Consider the following 15,654-nt stretch of genomic DNA (forward strand, 5'->3'; position numbering starts at 1 on the left):
TCACCGCTCCGGAGGGTCTCCGTCCGGTGGGGCATGATGGACCCATGGGGACCGAGGGGGAGAACGTCCGTGTGATCGCGGGTCGTTACCGGCTGGAGGCCAGAATCGGCCGGGGCGGCATGGGCGTCGTCTGGCGTGCGACCGACCAACTGCTCGGCCGCCGGGTCGCGGTGAAGGAACTGGTCCTCGACGACTCGCTCTCGGCGGAGGAGGCCCGGCTCCAGCGCGACCGCACCCTGCGCGAGGCGCGGGCCGTGGCGCAACTGCACCACCCGCACATCATCGTCGTCCACGACGTCGTCGAGGACGACGAACGTCCTTACATCGTCATGGAGTTGATCGACGGCGGCTCGCTCGCCGAACGGATCTCCGCGAACGGGCCGGTCGACGCCCGCGAGGCCGCCCGCATCGGTATCGACCTGCTCGGAGCGTTGCGCCGCGCGCACGAGGCGGGTGTCCTGCACCGTGACCTCAAGCCCGCCAACGTCCTCGTCGAAGCGGGCACCGACCGCATCGTGCTCACCGACTTCGGGATCGCCCAGGTCGCGGGCGCGACGACGCTCACGGAGACCGGCGCGTTCGTCGGCTCGCCCGAGTACACGGCGCCCGAACGGATGGCCGGGGCACGGACCGGCCCGGAGTCCGACCTGTGGTCGCTCGGCGCGCTGCTGTGCACGGTGCTGAGCGGGGCGTCGCCCTTCCGCCGGGACTCGCTCGGCGGCATCCTGCACGCGGTCGTCGTCGACGAGATCCGTCCGCCGGCCCAGGCCGCGCCGCTTCTGCCCGTCGTACGAGGGCTGCTGGAGCGCGATCCGGAGCGACGGCTCGACGCGGCGGAGGCGGAGCGGATGCTGCGCGCGTTCCGGGACACCGGCCGGACACCGCGGCTGGCGGTCCCGTACACGCCCACGCGGCGGGACATCCCCCTGCACAGACCCGCGCCCCAGCCCTCTCAGGGCCACCCCGCCGACGCGGTGGACCACCCGCCCGGGCAGTCCACGCGCAGTCTCCTCGTGGCGGCCGCGCTGGTCGCCGCGATGGCCGGAGCGGGGGTGTCCGCGGCCGCGCTGCTGATGGGCGGCGGCGGTGACGGCAAACCCGCCTCGTCGAGTTCGCCCGCCACCTCACGCACATCGGGTACGGCGTCCACATCAAGGACGCCGACCACGTCGTCCTCCGTGTCCGGCACGGTCTCGGCCCCGCCCAGGAGTGCCGACCCCACCGTCACGGTGACCCGGCGCCAGACGTCGGCCGCCACTCCCCGCACAGCGCCCTCGGGCTATCGCACCGCGCCCGATCCGAACGGCTTCTCGCTCGCCGTGCCCGACGGCTTCACCCGGGATCCGCAGGGGGAGCGGATCTTCTACATGTCACCGGGTGACACCTTCCGTATCGGCATCAAGGTGGCCGATCCCGAGACGGGCGGTCCGCTCGGTGTGATGCGCAGGGCGGACGCCGACGGGCCCGCGAACAATCCCGGCTACCGCGACGGCACGGTCGCCCGGACGGCCCACGACGGACACCCCGCCGCCCTCTGGGAGTTCACCTGGAACGGTTTCACCAAGTCGGAGGGCCCACGGCACACCTACGACCTGTGCTGGGAGGAAGGAGGCCGGATGTACGACGTCTGGGTCTCCGCACCGGTCGGCAGCGTGACGGAGGCGAAGGAGTACTTCGACGTGGCGGTGGACACGTTCGTGGCCGCGTGACGTCCGTCCCCTCGTGGAGCCCGTAGTCCCGCGATGGGCGACATACCCGCCGCCTCGGTCGGTCCTCGGGTCCCGTCGATCCTCCGGTGATCGCCCGGCCGACAACGCCCTGATCAGCCTATTTGCTGCCAGTGATCACTGGCGTTGTGTGAGTACTCCGTGAAAGGCCATTACCGACGGGTACCCAAAGGGAGCGAGCGGGCATACCCTGCGGCTCATGACGGACTCGCAGGCCGCGGAGCAGGCCACGGAAAACACCGGCACCGATGACACGGCCGGTACCGAAGCGGCGGCAGGCGTGAGCGCGCCGACCGCCACGGACCTGACGTCCGCCGTCGACGCGGCGGCCGACGCGGACGACAAGGCCGGGACGAACGCGGATACGGACGGAACGCCCGCCGCCGCGGAAACGGCCGTTGTCACGGAGGAGCCCGCCGCCGCGGAAACGGCCGTTGTCACGGAGGAGCCCACCGCCGCGGAAACGGCCGTGTCCAGGGAGGAGCCCACCGCCGCGGAAACGGCCGTGTCCAGGGAGGAGCCCGCCGCCGCGGAAACGGCCGGTCCGGCCGAGGCCGCCCAGGTCGCGGAGGCCCTGGCCGCTGACAGCGCCGCGGGTGCGGACGGGGCCGGTACCCCCGGTGCCATAGGCACCAACCCCCTCGCCCCCGCCCCGGCCGGCGCCCGCACCGCCGCCGATGTGGTCACCCCCGAACTCGTCGCGCAGCTCACCAAGGGAGTGGCCGGCTCCGGGCGGACCGCCAACCACACACCGTTCACCGGCGAGAAGCTGGCAGACGTGCCCGAGTCCACCCCGGAGGACGTCGAGAAGGCCTTCGAGCGGGCCCGCACCGCCCAGGTCGCCTGGGCGGCCACCCCGGTACGGCAGCGCGCCGCCGTCCTGCTCCGCTTCCACGACCTCGTGCTCGCCCGGCAGGCCGAGGTACTGGACCTCATCCAGCTGGAGACCGGCAAGGCCCGGCTGCACGCCCACGAAGAGGTCCAGGCCGTCGTGGTCGCCGCGCGGCACTACGGACGCAAGGCGCCCTCGTATCTGCGCCCCAAGCGGCACACCGGCGCGGTCCCGACCCTCACCAAGGTCACCGAGCTGCGCCACCCGCGCGGTGTCGTGGGGCAGATCGCGCCCTGGAACTACCCGCTGGAGCTGTCGGTCGGCGACGCGCTGCCGGCCTTCGTCGCGGGCAACGCGGTCGTCATGAAGCCCGACACCGAGACCTGCCTCACCGCCCTGTGGGCGCGTGACCTGCTCATCGAGGCCGGGCTGCCCGCCGAGATCTTCCAGGTCGTCATCGGCGACGGGCCGGTCGTCGGACCCGAGGTCGTCAAGCACGCCGACTACGTCTCCTTCACCGGTTCGACCCGGACCGGCCGCGAGGTCGCCCAGGGCGCGGCCGCCCGTCTCGTCGGCGTCTCCCTCGAACTCGGCGGCAAGAACGCCATGGTGGTCCTGGAGGACGCCGATCTCGACAAGGCCGCCGCGGGGGCCGTCCGTGCCTGCTTCTCCTCCGCCGGTCAACTCTGCATCTCCATCGAGCGGTTGTACGTCCACGAGTCGATCGCCGACGCCTTCGCGGAGCGGTTCGCCGCCCGGACCCGGGCCATGCGCCTCGGCACGTCCCTGGCGTACGGGGCCGACATGGGCTCGCTGGTCGGGGAACGGCAGCTGGAGACCGTGACGCGGCACGTGGAGGAAGCCGTCGCCAAGGGGGCCAGGGTCGTCGCCGGCGGTGTCGCCCGGCCCGACATCGGCCCGTACTTCTACGAGCCCACCATCCTCGACGGAGTGGAGGCCCCGATGGCCGTCTGCGCCGAGGAGACCTTCGGGCCCGTCGTCTCCCTCTACCGGTTCAAGACCGAGGAGGAGGTCGTCGAGCTCACCAACTCCACGTCGTACGGCCTCAACTCGTCCGTCTGGACGAAGGACGGGCGGCGCGGCCGCGCGGTCGCGGCCCGGCTGCGGACCGGCACGGTGAACGTCAACGAGGGTTACGCGCCCGCGTACGGCAGCGTCCAGTCGCCCATGGGCGGCATGAAGGACTCCGGCCTCGGCCGTCGGCACGGCTCCGAGGGCATCCTCAAGTACACCGAGGCCCAGACCGTCGCCCATCAGAGGCTGCTGCCGATGGCGCCGTCCCTCGGCATGGACGACGAGAAGTACGCGGCGTTCATGAGCCGGAGCCTGAAGCTCATGAAGGCGTTCCGGCTGCGTTAGCCCACGGCCCTTCGCGGGCCCTCGACAACGATCCACGGTTCTCAAACAGTTCTCGAACGGTTCTCGACGAGGAGAGCGGCACGTGTCACAGGAGAGCTCTGTCCAGGAACAGCCGGACGAGGGAACGGACGAGGGGACGTACGACTACGACGTCGTCGTCGTCGGCTCCGGTTTCGGCGGCTCCGTCACCGCCCTGCGGCTGACGGAGAAGGGGTACCGCGTGGGTGTCCTGGAAGCAGGACGGCGCTTCACCCGCGACACGCTCCCCAAGAACTCCTGGGACATCAAGAACTACCTCTGGGCCCCGCGGCTCGGCATGTACGGAATCCAGCGCATCCATCTGCTGGGCAATGTGATGGTGCTCGCGGGGGCGGGTGTCGGCGGTGGTTCGCTCAACTACGCCAACACCCTCTACGTGCCGCCGAAGCCCTTCTTCGAGGACCCGCAGTGGAAGGACATCACCGACTGGGAAGGGGAGTTGAAGCCGTACTACGACCAGGCCCGGCGCATGCTGGGCGTGCGGCTCAACCCGACCATGACCCCGTCGGACGTGCACCTCAAGGCGGCCGCGGAGCGGATGGGGGTCGGCGACACCTTCCACATGGCGCCCGTCGGCGTCTTCTTCGGAGACGGACAGGACGCGGACGGGTCGGCCGGGGCGAAGCCCGGCGAGGAGGTGGCCGACCCCTACTTCGGGGGCGTCGGGCCCTCCCGCAAGGCCTGCACCGAATGCGGCGAGTGCATGACCGGCTGCCGTCACGGTGCCAAGAACACCCTCAACGAGAACTATCTCCACCTCGCCGAGAAGGCGGGCGCGGCCGTCCATCCCATGACGACCGTCGTGTCCGTCACCGACGACTCGCGGGGCGGGTACGCCGTCCAGACCCTCCCGACGGACGAGCGGCGCAAGGGGGAGGGGCGGACCTTCACGGCGCAGCGGGTCGTTCTCGCGGCCGGCACCTACGGCACCCAGACGCTGCTGCACCGCATGAAGGCGGGCGGTCAGCTGCCGTACCTGTCGAAGAGGCTGGGCGAGCTGACCCGTACCAACTCCGAGGCGCTGGTGGGCGCGCAGACGGACAACCGCCGCTACCGCAAGGCGCACGGGGCGCCCAGGGCCGACTTCACCCAGGGTGTGGCCATCACGTCCTCGATCCACCCGGACGAGAACACCCACATCGAACCCGTCCGCTACGGCAAGGGCTCCAACGCGATGGGCGGTCTGTCCATCCTCCAAGTCCCCTACGCGGAGGGCTCGTCGAGGGTGGCCGGATGGCTCGTCAACGCGGCCAGGCATCCGCTGCTGGTACTCCGGTCGCTGTCCAACCGCCGCTGGTCCGAACGCACCATCATCGGTCTTGTCATGCAGTCGCTGGACAACTCCCTGACGACGTATCTGAAGCCGAAGGGCGCCGGCAGGGGACTGCTGACGGCACGTCAGGGGCACGGCGCCCCCAACCCCAAGCAGATCAGGGCCGCTTCGCAGGCCGCCTCCGTGATCGCCGAGGAGATCAACGGCTTCGCGGGCAGCAATGTCGGCGAGCTGATGGGTACCCCGCTCACCGCGCACTTCCTCGGCGGCTGCCCGATCGGCGCCGGTGCGGAAGAAGGTGTCATCGACCCGTATCACCGGCTCTACGGCCACCCCGGCATCTCCGTCGTCGACGGTGCCGCCGTCTCCGCGAACCTCGGCGTCAACCCGTCGCTCACCATCACCGCACAGGCCGAGCGGGCCATGTCGTTCTGGCCCAACAAGGGTGAGGCCGATCCGCGTCCGGCGCCGGGAGCCGCGTACGAGCGTCTCAAGGCGGTGGAGCCGCGCCGGCCCGCCGTCCCCGCGGACGCCTTCGGCGCGCTGAGGCTGCCGTTCCTGGGCATGCCGGCGGTGCCGCAGAAGCCGAAGCCGTAGCCGAAGCCGAAGCGGAGCCCCGGCCCCCGGACAGCGAAAAGAAGGACCTGCGCCCCCCTCCGAGCGCAGGTCCTTCTCCTCTCGCGACTTCCTACGACTTCTCGCGACCTCTTGCGAGGCTGATGCCCGCGTCAGTCGTGCCGGGCCGTGTTACGCGGCCGTGCCACCGGACTTGCGGCGACGGACGACGACCAGCGCACCGGCACCGGCGACGACCGCGATACCACCGGCGAGGCCGATCATCGGCAGGGCGGAGCTGGAGCCGGTCTCGGCGAGGCTGCCGTCGACCTGCGGCGTGTTGCTCTTGTCGGCCGGCTTGTCCGAGACCGGAACCTTGCCGCCTTCCTGCGGCTTGGTGCCGTCGGTGTCCGTGCCGGCCCCGACGATCTGGAACTTGTACGCGATCTGGCCGAAGCCGACGCACTCCGCGTCGGCGTCGCCGTAGATGCTGGCGCCGAGGGAGAAGCCGACGCCGACCGGGGCGCTGGACTTCACGTTGACACGGAGCGGGATGTCGACCTCGTAGTCGGGCTTGAGCTCGTCCGTGTAACCGACGAAGCCGACCGCGGTCCCGTCGGAGTCGACGTTCTCCCATGCCTTGTCGTCCGGGTTGTACGCCTGGAGCTGGACCTGCTTGCTCTCGAAGAGGTTCTCGCCCGCCTTGTCGGAGGACGCGCCGGCGAGGAAGGCGAGGTCGCTCAGGGTGGAGTCGGAGTTGTTCAGGACGTTCAGCGAGAACTTGTGCCAACCGCTGCCCCTCGCGATCTTGCCGGGCAGGCCGGTGATGGACACCTGGACCTTGGAGTCCGAGCAGTCGGAGGGCTGGGGCTCAGGGGACTCCGACTCGGGGGCGCTCGGCGCCGGGGACGTCGCCGGAGCGGAGCTGCTCGGGGCCAGAGCGTTCGCGGAGGGGGATGTGGGCGTGGACGCGGGCGTGGACGCGGAGGCGGAGGCGGAGGCCGACTCTGTGTTGGACGACGGCTCGGGCGCGCTCGGCGACGGGGACTCGGACGTGTTCACGCTCGGGGACGGGCTTTCGTCCGCGAACGCGGCCGGCGCGACCGACAGCAGCGCGAGCGGTGCTATGACAGCCGTCGCGGCCGCAGTGGCCATGGCGCGGCGAAGCTTCATGAAGACCTCGGATGTCCGGTGCGCCGTGAACTCATGGCGCGTGTATGGCGTTTGTGGGTGAGGCCTCCGCGTGTGGGGCGCGGGTGTGGCCGTTGGTTCTGCAGGTGTGACCGGCGAAGCCGGAGAATGGTTGTCCTGTGACTCACAGAATCCTCATGTGGCCTGAGTCACACCTTGATCCGCCTTGCGTACGCCCGTTCGGGCCGTTTACAAATTGGCATCGTGTCTGAACAGCAGCCCGGGGAAACCGGCGAGCCGACGGTTCCTGACGATGTGTGGGAACGCTTCGCGGCGGACAGCGAACGCGACATCCGCGCCTCGGCCCCCAAGGAGCCGTCCGCGCGGGCGCGCATGGTGACGGAGCGGCTGCGTCTGCAGGACGCGCGGGAGGCCGAGCGGGCGACCCGCCGGACCTCCCGGAAGGAGGCGCGACCGGCGGCCCGGCCCGAGGGCTGGCGGACGGGCCCCGCCCGGCGCGAGATGGACGGGCGTGCCGCCCGGCGCCGCAGGCTGTGGGCGATCCTCGGGGTCCCCCTCGCCGTCGCCGTGGCGTTCGTCGCGATGAAGCCGTCCCTGCTGCCCGGCGATCCCTTCGGCGCCTCGGCCAAGTCCCCCTCGACCGGCCCCACGCTGTCGGCCGAGACGGCCGCCCCGACCGCGCCGCCCTCCGCCCAGGACTCCCGGTCGCCCACCCGGGAACATCCGTTCGCCGGATCTCCCGCGGAGCGCTGGGCCGCCGGCGCGGACGCCATCGTCGTACCCGAGGCCACCCCGGTCGGCTCCCTCACGAAGGAGCAGGTGGCCACCGCGCTGCGCCAGACGAAGAACCTGCTCGTCGGGGCGAACCTCGACCCGGCGACCCTGCGCGGTGAGCGTCCCGATGCGGCGATCGCCGTCCTCGACCCCAAGCAGCCCCGGACCGTGGACGACGTCGACCGCCGACTGCGCGCGCCGGACAAGAAGCACGATCCGCTGGTCCTGTTCAGCCGCTTCGACCCCCGCGAGGCGCGCCTGGTCGGACACGTGGTCAAGGTGCGCGGCCGGATCACCTTCAAGGCGGGCGTGGACGCGTCCGTCGCCATCCACGCCGACTACACCTTCGTCTACCCGGTGTCCCCGGCCGGTGGGAACCCGGCCGGTGGGAACCCGGCCGAGGTGACCCGCACCATCGTGCGCCGCGTCCTCGACGTCTCGTTCTCCGACCCGAGGAAGTTCCGGGTCACTCCCGGGAAATTGACGGTCCGTCGGTACGACGAGAACATCGGCAACTCGGCCTGCGACGTCCACGACGGCTTCCTGCACCCGCAGTTCGTGTCGGCCACGCCCACCGGTGCGCCGCCGACCGGCCCGACCGTCGACCCGTACGACCGCAGCCGTGACCTCCGGACTTCCCCCACGGCCGACTGCGGAACGGTGTCCCGCACCTGACCGCGCCCGTGGCCGGGCCGGGCCGGCCGGCGTCGACACTTCGGGTGTGAGGGCCTTCGGGTGTGAGGGCCTTCGGACTTCCGGCACGTCGAAGGGCCCCGCGGGACGGATGTCCGCGGGGCCCTTCTTCCGACAGCACCGACGTCAGGGTGGCGTCGGTGCCTGGAAGCGGCGCCGGGGGACGCGCCGCTGGTCGCGGGAGTGGCGGCCGGTCGTGCGCGGCGGCGCACGAGGGCGCGCACGTGGTGCCGGCCTTGAACGGTTTCCGTCGGACGGCCCCGGGCGTCCCCGGGGCCGACCGTTCTCTTGAGTGACCGGGCTGCTGTCCCCTGCCGTCCGGTCACACCACCTGGAGCGAGGTCCCACGACGCACGGCACGATCCGTACGTCTCATCGCCCCAGCGAAGCCACGCGTGGTTCCTTCGGGCCCGCCCCTGGCTGACACGGACACCAGAAGAAACGAAGTCCGCGGCACTCCGGTGATGCGCCGTACGGGTGAGAGGGGATGCGTACGTGCGTACGCCGGGTACCGGGCCCCCGTACCGGAGGCCGCCGCCCGTCGACGTGTGCCAGCGCCCGTAGTCGTACTCCGCCTCCGGGATTCAGACCCGGCCGCGGCACAGTTCGAGCAGGGTCATGGCCAGCGAGGTGCCCGGCTTGCCGAGCGCCTCGCGGTAGTGGCCGAGGATCTCCATCTCGCGGGAGAGGTTCACCCGGCGGCCGCCGGAGGTGATCCGGGCCTCCTGGATCACGGCCGAGACGGCCATCCGTTCCTGTACGAGACCGATGATCCGGTCGTCGAGGGCGTCGATGCGCTCACGGGCACCGGTGATCACATCGGCGGCCTCGTCGGTGCGGGCGCCGGTCTTGTCGAGTACGTCGGCCATGGTGGGGCTCCTCGGTGGAAGGGGTGCCCCGGAGCGGCACGGCCCGGAAACGGCAGACGCCCCGGGCCTTGTCGGCCCGGGGCGCCTGGGAAGTCGCTTGTCAGTTGCTCAAGCAGCACGACCATGGCAGCCGGTGGGCCGGTTGCCATAGGTAAACAGGAAGGTCGTCTGCGTGAGCATGACGGCAGTATGCACGCCCGCGGCGGCGTCGGCCAGGACGGTTCGGATGGTGAGACCCGGCGTCCGGAACCCGCGGGCGCCGGTCCCGCGCGGCCCCCGGAACCCCGCAGGTGCCGGGCCTACCACGCTCCCGGAACCCCGCAGGTGCCGGGCCCGTCGGTGACCCCGAAGCCCCGCGGGCGCCGGGCCCGCCGCGGCCCCCGGTAGAATCGGCCCTACACACCCTTTTGCTCACCGCCGGAAGGCAGACCGTGCCAGAAGCGTCCCCCGCCGCCCCCGACACCGTCCTGGTCGTCGACTTCGGTGCGCAGTACGCCCAGCTCATCGCCCGTCGCGTCCGTGAGGCCCGGGTCTACAGCGAGATCGTGCCGAGCACCATGCCGGTCCAGGAGATGCTCGCCAAGAACCCGGCCGCGATCATCCTCTCCGGCGGTCCCTCGTCGGTCTACGCGGAGGGCGCCCCGCGCCTGGACCGCGAGCTCTTCGAGGCGGGCGTCCCCGTCTTCGGCATGTGCTACGGCTTCCAGCTGATGGCGACCACCCTCGGCGGCACGGTCGACAACACCGGAGCCCGCGAGTACGGCCGTACGCCGCTGCACGTCTCGAAGTCCGGCTCCACCCTGTTCGAGGGCACCCCGGACGAGCAGCCGGTGTGGATGTCGCACGGCGACGCCTGCTCCGCCGCTCCCGAGGGCTTCACCGTCACGGCCTCCACGGACGTCGTCCCGGTCGCCGCGTTCGAGAACGACGAGAAGAAGCTCTACGGCGTCCAGTACCACCCCGAGGTCATGCACTCCACGCACGGCCAGCAGGTCCTGGAGCACTTCCTGTACCGCGGCGCGGGTCTCACCCCGTCCTGGACGACCGGCAACGTCATCGACGAGCAGGTCGCCCTGATCCGCGAACAGGTCGGCACCAAGCGCGCGATCTGCGGCCTGTCCGGCGGAGTGGACTCGGCGGTCGCCGCGGCCCTCGTGCAGAAGGCCATCGGCTCCCAGCTGACCTGTGTGTACGTCGACCACGGTCTGATGCGCCAGGGCGAGACCGAGCAGGTCGAGAAGGACTTCGTCGCCGCGACCGGCGTGCAGCTCAAGGTCGTGGACGCGGAGGAGCGCTTCCTCACCGCGCTCAAGGGCGTCTCGGACCCCGAGGAGAAGCGGAAGATCATCGGGCGCGAGTTCATCCGCGTCTTCGAGCAGGCCCAGGCGGAGATCATCGCCGAGGCCGCCGAGGGCGAGGACGTCGCGTTCCTGGTCCAGGGCACGCTCTACCCGGACGTCGTCGAGTCCGGCGGCGGCACCGGCACCGCCAACATCAAGTCCCACCACAACGTGGGCGGCCTCCCCGAGGACCTGGAGTTCCAGCTCGTCGAGCCGCTGCGCAAGCTGTTCAAGGACGAGGTCCGGATGGTCGGCCAGGAGCTCGGCCTCCCGGAGGAGATCGTCCAGCGCCAGCCGTTCCCCGGCCCCGGCCTCGGCATCCGGATCGTCGGCGAGGTCACCAAGGAGCGTCTCGACCTGCTCCGCCAGGCCGACGCCATCGCCCGCGAGGAGCTCACCGCCGCCGGTCTCGACCGGGACATCTGGCAGTGCCCGGTGGTCCTGCTCGCGGACGTGCGCAGCGTGGGCGTCCAGGGCGACGGCCGGACGTACGGCCATCCGATCGTGCTCCGTCCGGTGTCCAGCGAGGACGCCATGACGGCCGACTGGTCGCGGCTGCCCTACGAGGTACTCGCCAAGATCTCGACGCGCATCACGAACGAGGTCGCGGACGTCAACCGCGTCGTGCTCGACGTGACGAGCAAGCCCCCGGGCACCATCGAGTGGGAGTAGTCCCCCCGGGGTCACTCTCCCTGGGGGAGTGACCCTCCCCCTCAGGTCCGCTTGAGCGTGCGCACCGGCGCGCCGGGCTTCCAGACCTGGACGACCAGATACGTGTCGTCCTCGACGCAGGTCCGCGTGACCTCCGTCAGCTCGGTGCGGAAGAGGTGGAACGGCTCCGGCGGTTCCACCTCTTTCACGTACGCGGCCTTGGCGGGGACGCCGTCGCCCACCTCGACCGCCCGCCCGCTGATCCGTACGTCGCCGCCGCCCATGTCCGTGCCGGCCCCCGGATTCGCCTGGAGCGCGAAGCGCGGGTCGCGGCGCAGGTCGAGCGCCTTGAGGGAGTCCGGCATCATGCCGAGCCACAGCTCGCCGTCCAGGAAGCGCACCTCGATACCGCAGGTGCGGGGTGAGCCGTCCTTGCGGAGGGTGGCGAGGACGTGGTGGGTGAAGGCGCCGAAGCGCTGTTCGACGGTGCCGGCGAGGGCCGGTTCGGCCGTGGAGAGAGCTGCCCAGTTCATGACCCGAGTCTGGCGCGCATACCGGACATCTTCTGTCGGGTATTGCGGGTGTCCCTCTTTGTTCCTCTTTTTTCTCTCACGGAACACCCCTGTTCTCCTGCGCTGACCCCGGGTAACTTCCGCTCCGTACCGAACACGCCAGTGCTGGAGGACCTATGCAAGGGCCCACTCCGCCCCTGCCCCGCCCCACCGACCAGTTGCGCTTCGCCATGCCGCCGATGCACGAGTCGACGGACGACGAACGGCAGCACCGCAAGGAGCGGCTGGCCGGCGCGCTGCGGCTGTTCGGACGGCTCGGCTTCGAGGACGGCGTCTCCGGGCACATCACGGCACGCGACCCGGAGTACAGCGACTGCTTCTGGGTCAACCCGTTCGGCATGCCGTTCAAGCACGTCACCGTGAGCGACCTGGTCATGGCCAACCAGGACGGCCAGGTGATCCAGGGCCGCTACCACGTGAACCAGGCGGCGTTCACCGTGCACTCCCAGGTCCACGCCGCCCGCCCCGACGTCGTCGCCGTCGCCCACTGCCACTCCGTGCACGGCCGGGCGCTGGCCGCCCTCGGCGATCTGCTCGACCCGATCACCCAGGAGAGCTGTGCCTTCTACGAGGATCACGCTCTGTACGACGCCTACTCCGGCGTCGCCGTCGACGCGGAGGAGGGCCGCAGGATCGCGTCCGCGCTGGGCAGCCGCAAGGCGCTGGTGCTGCGCAACCACGGTCTGCTGACCGTCGGCGACTCGGTGGACGCGGCGGCCTGGTGGTTCCTGTCCATGGAGCGGTCGAGCCAGGTCCAGCTCACCGCGAAGGCCGCGGGCCGGCCCCTCCTCATCGACCACAAGCAGGCGGTCGCCACCCGCGAACAGCTCGGCGGCGACCTGGTGGCGTGGATCAACTACCAGCCGCTGTGGCAGGACATCAGCCGGAGCGAACCCGATCTCCTCAGCTAGAAGCCCCGAAGCACGGCCGCCTTCGTCCTGGCGAACTCCTCGATCTCGCCGTACGTCCGCCGGAACAGCGGCACGCCGCGGTGCGGTCCCGGTGCGATCCTGACCGTGCTGCCGTCGAAGGCCCAGGTCCCGTCGCGCTGGGTGATCTGGGCCATGGGTGAATTGTCCCAGCCGGGTCAACAAGAGGTCCCTCGCATCACCCGCGCCGAACCGACCTGACGCGTGCGCGCCGTGGTCCGTACGGCACAATTCGCTGTCATCGCGGAACAGTTGTCAGGCAGGTGTGCGGCAGTCAGGCGTACGGACGCTCCGGTGTGCGATGGTCGGGCACATCAGGTCCGGCCGCACGACGGCCGGGCACGGCCGGGCGCGGCGGATCAGACCGTGCGGCCGGCCGCGGGGGCGCACCGGATTCCGGTCGGGCGGAGGCCTGACGGGTGCTTCGCGTCGGGGGCGGCCGGGTGGTCGGGTGGGTCGGGCGGGTGCGGGCTTCGGGCTGTGCGGCGACCGGCGTACGTGACGCCTCGGCGGTGTGACGGTCGGGCGTACGTGGCGCCCCGGCGGTGTGACGGCCGGGCGTGTGTGACGTTCCGGCGATGGGGCGGTCGGGCGTACGGACGTTCCGGCTGTACGGAGTTTTCTGGTGCGGGAAGGCGGCAGTGGGCGTGGCGGTGCAGGAGGCGAGACACGGTGCGGGGCACGGTGCCGGGTCGGGTGCCGGGTCGGGCACCGGAACGGGTGGCGGGCGGAGCGGTGGTGCCGGTGGTGGGCCGGGCGCGGGCCTGGGCGGGGGGTCGGGCGTGCACGAGGGCGGCTGCACGTGCGGGGACTGCCCGCACGGAGCGCGTACGGGGCACCGGCGGGCAGTCGCCGCGTTCCTCGCCAAGCGTGACGCGCTGGCGTCCGGGCAGGGACTGCCAGCCGGCGTCGCGCACTCGGCTTCCGCGTCCCGGCAGTGGGTGTCCGACGAACTCACCCAGTCCGCGGACCTCGTCGCCGAACGCGGCCGCCTCGAGGGCGAGGCCTGGCTGGGCCGACTGTGGCGCTACACCGCGTCCACCGTGTGGGCCGGCGTCGTCGTCCTCCTGCTCGTGCAGGCGCTCACCGCGATCGGGGCCGGTTGGACGGCGGCACGGACGGCCGGGCTGCTCGCCGCGGTCGTCCTGGCCGGACTCCTGACGGGTGCGGCCTGGCTGCACCGGACGCGGGGCGGGGCCCTCGCGCCGGTCATCGGCGAGGACAACCGGCTCTCCACCTCCCGCGCGGTCGCCGCCGGCTGGGTGGTGCTCGTGGTGTACGCGGTGCTCGTGCTGGTGGGCCAGCTGGTGGTGGCCTCGGCGCCCGGCCGCCGGGACGAACTCATCGCCGGGCTCGAACTCGCCCGGGGCGCCGGTGTCGTGACCGTCGTCGCCGTGGTGTGCGGGGTCGCGGTGCTGGTGCGGCGGGTGGTCGGGCTGCGGGTGCTGGGGCAGCGGCTGCAGAAGGTCCGCGCGGACCGGCCGCGCGCGGCCGACCTGCTGACCGACGACTCCGGGCGGGGTGGCTTCGCGGACATCCAGTACGTGGTGATCAGTGGGGTCGCTCTGGTCTTCGCGGCGGTGCGGCTGGCCCGGCGGCCGTGGCAGCTGCCCGATCTTCCGTGGGGGCTGGCCCTGTTGGTGCTCGTGTCGGCCGCGACCTATCTCGCGGGGAAGTACGCCGAGGGCGGGCGGCCGGTGATCCTCTCGGTGGTCCGGTCCCGCGAGGCGGGTGATCTGGACGCGCCCATCCGCACCGGGGACGACATCGAGATCCGGGGTGCCGGGTTCGTGCCGCCCGGGGCGCAGACCGCGGACCGGCTGTCGCGGATGGTCGTGCGGATCGGTCCGGTGCATGTGCACGTGCCGTTGGTGCCGGTGTCCGGGGGGTTCAGCAATCCCACGGACGCGGTGCTGACGGTGCCGGTGCCGGTGGACGTGGAGCCGGGCCGGGTGGAGGTGCAGGTGGTCACGGCGGCGGGCGTCGAGACGAATCGCTACGAGATCGACGTGACGGACTGAATCGACCTGACGGACTGGCGGTTCGCTGTCGCCCTTCGCGGCAGGCAGGCGCGCACGCAGGGGCCGGGTCCGTCCGTTCCGGCTCCTCCGGCGTTCGAGGAGCGGGTTCTTGGGCCAAGCTCCAGGGACGGGAATTGCGTTGGCGGAGGGGGCGAAGAACCACCGTGGGGGTGTCGGGGCGCGAGAGGCCGGTCCGGGGTGTTTCGTGAGGTGGAGCCCGAAAAAAGGTTCCAGCCCCTGAGTAGGGGAACGGATTCGTACGTATGGTCTGTTGAGTGGTCAACGGCACGCGGGCGAAAGGCGGCGGAGAGCGATGACTCACAGTATGCGGACGGATACGAACACCCAGTATCTGGAGGAGAGGCGGGACTGGCGGGACACCGCTACCCGTTACGCCCTGCTGCCACTCCGTCTCTTCCTGGGTGTCACCTTCATCTACGCCGGCCTCGACAAACTGACCAACAGCGCCTTCATGAAAGCCTCCGGGTCGGGCTCGATCGGCGACATGATGCGCACGGTGCGTGACTCCTCCGCCATACCTGCCCTCATCGACCTGTCCCTGAAGAGCCCCGTCGGCTTCGGCTACGCCATCGCGTTCGGTGAACTGGCCGTCGGAATAGGCACCCTGATCGGCCTGTTCGCCCGCCTCGCCGCACTGGGCGGCGCACTCATCTCGCTCAGCCTGTGGCTGACCATGAGCTGGGCCTCCGACCCGTACTACTACGGCAACGACCTGCCCTATCTGATGGCCTGGACCCCCCTCGTGCTGGCGGGCGCCTCGATCTTCTCCGTGGACTCGGCTCTACGAGCCCGGCGCAGACAACGCGCCGGGGCCTATCGCTAGAGC

General features: G+C 71.3%; 12 protein-coding genes and 1 pseudogene. 9 read left to right on the forward strand and 4 right to left on the reverse strand.

The window, feature by feature from the left end; translation table 11 throughout:
• Positions 1-44 precede the first annotated feature (44 nt).
• From ACFYW8_RS19835 to ACFYW8_RS19845, 3 genes are all read left to right on the forward strand, one after another.
• Complete coding sequence (locus ACFYW8_RS19835) at positions 45-1,709, forward strand: serine/threonine-protein kinase (RefSeq protein WP_389076711.1); 1,665 nt, start codon at positions 45-47, stop codon at positions 1,707-1,709.
• 217 nt (positions 1,710-1,926) lie between these two features.
• Complete coding sequence (locus ACFYW8_RS19840; protein WP_389076716.1) at positions 1,927-3,939, forward strand: succinic semialdehyde dehydrogenase; 2,013 nt, start codon at positions 1,927-1,929, stop codon at positions 3,937-3,939.
• Positions 3,940-4,021: 82 nt separating this feature from the next.
• The gene (locus ACFYW8_RS19845) at positions 4,022-5,848 is read left to right on the forward strand and encodes a GMC oxidoreductase (RefSeq protein WP_389076720.1); all 1,827 of its coding nucleotides are present in this window, start codon (positions 4,022-4,024) and stop codon (positions 5,846-5,848) included.
• A gap of 150 nt (positions 5,849-5,998) precedes the next feature.
• Here ACFYW8_RS19845 and ACFYW8_RS19850 read toward each other — a convergent pair whose 3' ends face one another.
• Complete coding sequence (locus tag ACFYW8_RS19850; protein WP_389076724.1) at positions 5,999-6,640, reverse strand: LAETG motif-containing sortase-dependent surface protein; 642 nt, start codon at positions 6,638-6,640, stop codon at positions 5,999-6,001.
• On the opposite strand from ACFYW8_RS19850, the gene ACFYW8_RS19855 reads away from it, so the two are divergent.
• Positions 6,633-7,040 carry a hypothetical protein gene (locus ACFYW8_RS19855; protein ID WP_389076730.1) on the forward strand — a complete coding sequence of 136 codons (408 nt, stop codon included), beginning with the start codon at positions 6,633-6,635 and terminating at the stop codon, positions 7,038-7,040. The genes ACFYW8_RS19850 and ACFYW8_RS19855 overlap by 8 nt on opposite strands.
• Positions 7,041-7,201: 161 nt before the next feature.
• Positions 7,202-8,407: a hypothetical protein gene (locus ACFYW8_RS19860; protein WP_389076734.1), complete on the forward strand. Its 1,206-nt coding sequence runs from the start codon at positions 7,202-7,204 to the stop codon at positions 8,405-8,407.
• Between the two features lie 602 nt (positions 8,408-9,009).
• Here the strand turns inward: ACFYW8_RS19860 and ACFYW8_RS19865 are convergent.
• A complete protein-coding gene (locus tag ACFYW8_RS19865; protein WP_261705907.1) occupies positions 9,010-9,294 on the reverse strand; it encodes a chorismate mutase in 285 nt (94 codons plus the stop codon).
• A 431-nt stretch (positions 9,295-9,725) separates the two neighbouring features.
• Between ACFYW8_RS19865 and guaA the strand changes: the two genes are divergently transcribed.
• A complete protein-coding gene (guaA, locus tag ACFYW8_RS19870) occupies positions 9,726-11,306 on the forward strand; it encodes a glutamine-hydrolyzing GMP synthase (protein ID WP_389076743.1) in 1,581 nt (526 codons plus the stop codon).
• A 41-nt stretch (positions 11,307-11,347) separates the two neighbouring features.
• Here guaA and ACFYW8_RS19875 read toward each other — a convergent pair whose 3' ends face one another.
• Positions 11,348-11,818, reverse strand: a complete 471-nt coding sequence (locus ACFYW8_RS19875) for a pyridoxamine 5'-phosphate oxidase family protein (protein ID WP_389076747.1) — start codon at positions 11,816-11,818, stop codon at positions 11,348-11,350.
• Positions 11,819-11,973: 155 nt separating this feature from the next.
• Between ACFYW8_RS19875 and ACFYW8_RS19880 the strand changes: the two genes are divergently transcribed.
• Positions 11,974-12,768 carry a class II aldolase/adducin family protein gene (locus ACFYW8_RS19880; protein WP_389076751.1) on the forward strand — a complete coding sequence of 265 codons (795 nt, stop codon included), beginning with the start codon at positions 11,974-11,976 and terminating at the stop codon, positions 12,766-12,768.
• Between the two features lie 41 nt (positions 12,769-12,809).
• Here the strand turns inward: ACFYW8_RS19880 and ACFYW8_RS19885 are convergent.
• Positions 12,810-12,923, reverse strand: a pseudogene (locus tag ACFYW8_RS19885) (Tat pathway signal sequence domain protein); the annotation flags it as partial.
• A 645-nt stretch (positions 12,924-13,568) separates the two neighbouring features.
• On the opposite strand from ACFYW8_RS19885, the gene ACFYW8_RS19890 reads away from it, so the two are divergent.
• Both ACFYW8_RS19890 and ACFYW8_RS19895 read left to right on the forward strand, forming a co-directional pair.
• Positions 13,569-14,807: a hypothetical protein gene (locus tag ACFYW8_RS19890; RefSeq protein ID WP_389076755.1), complete on the forward strand. Its 1,239-nt coding sequence runs from the start codon at positions 13,569-13,571 to the stop codon at positions 14,805-14,807.
• A gap of 313 nt (positions 14,808-15,120) precedes the next feature.
• Positions 15,121-15,651: a DoxX family protein gene (locus ACFYW8_RS19895; protein ID WP_365870797.1), complete on the forward strand. Its 531-nt coding sequence runs from the start codon at positions 15,121-15,123 to the stop codon at positions 15,649-15,651.
• The last annotated feature ends 3 nt before the right edge of the window (positions 15,652-15,654 follow it).

The organism is Streptomyces sp. NPDC002742, from assembly GCF_042888885.1.
Lineage (GTDB): Bacteria > Actinomycetota > Actinomycetes > Streptomycetales > Streptomycetaceae > Streptomyces.

Excerpts from the sequence above, each read along its gene's own strand:
- ACFYW8_RS19875 (WP_389076747.1), bottom strand. The coding sequence starts at position 11,818 with ATGAACTGGGCAGCTCTCTCCACGGCCGAACCGGCCCTCGCCGGCACC.
- ACFYW8_RS19895 (WP_365870797.1), top strand. The coding sequence starts at position 15,121 with ATGACTCACAGTATGCGGACGGATACGAACACCCAGTATCTGGAGGAG.
- ACFYW8_RS19835 (WP_389076711.1), top strand. The coding sequence starts at position 45 with ATGGGGACCGAGGGGGAGAACGTCCGTGTGATCGCGGGTCGTTACCGG.
- ACFYW8_RS19855 (WP_389076730.1), top strand. The coding sequence starts at position 6,633 with ATGGACACCTGGACCTTGGAGTCCGAGCAGTCGGAGGGCTGGGGCTCA.
- ACFYW8_RS19840 (WP_389076716.1), top strand. The coding sequence starts at position 1,927 with ATGACGGACTCGCAGGCCGCGGAGCAGGCCACGGAAAACACCGGCACC.
- ACFYW8_RS19880 (WP_389076751.1), top strand. The coding sequence starts at position 11,974 with ATGCAAGGGCCCACTCCGCCCCTGCCCCGCCCCACCGACCAGTTGCGC.
- ACFYW8_RS19865 (WP_261705907.1), bottom strand. The coding sequence starts at position 9,294 with ATGGCCGACGTACTCGACAAGACCGGCGCCCGCACCGACGAGGCCGCC.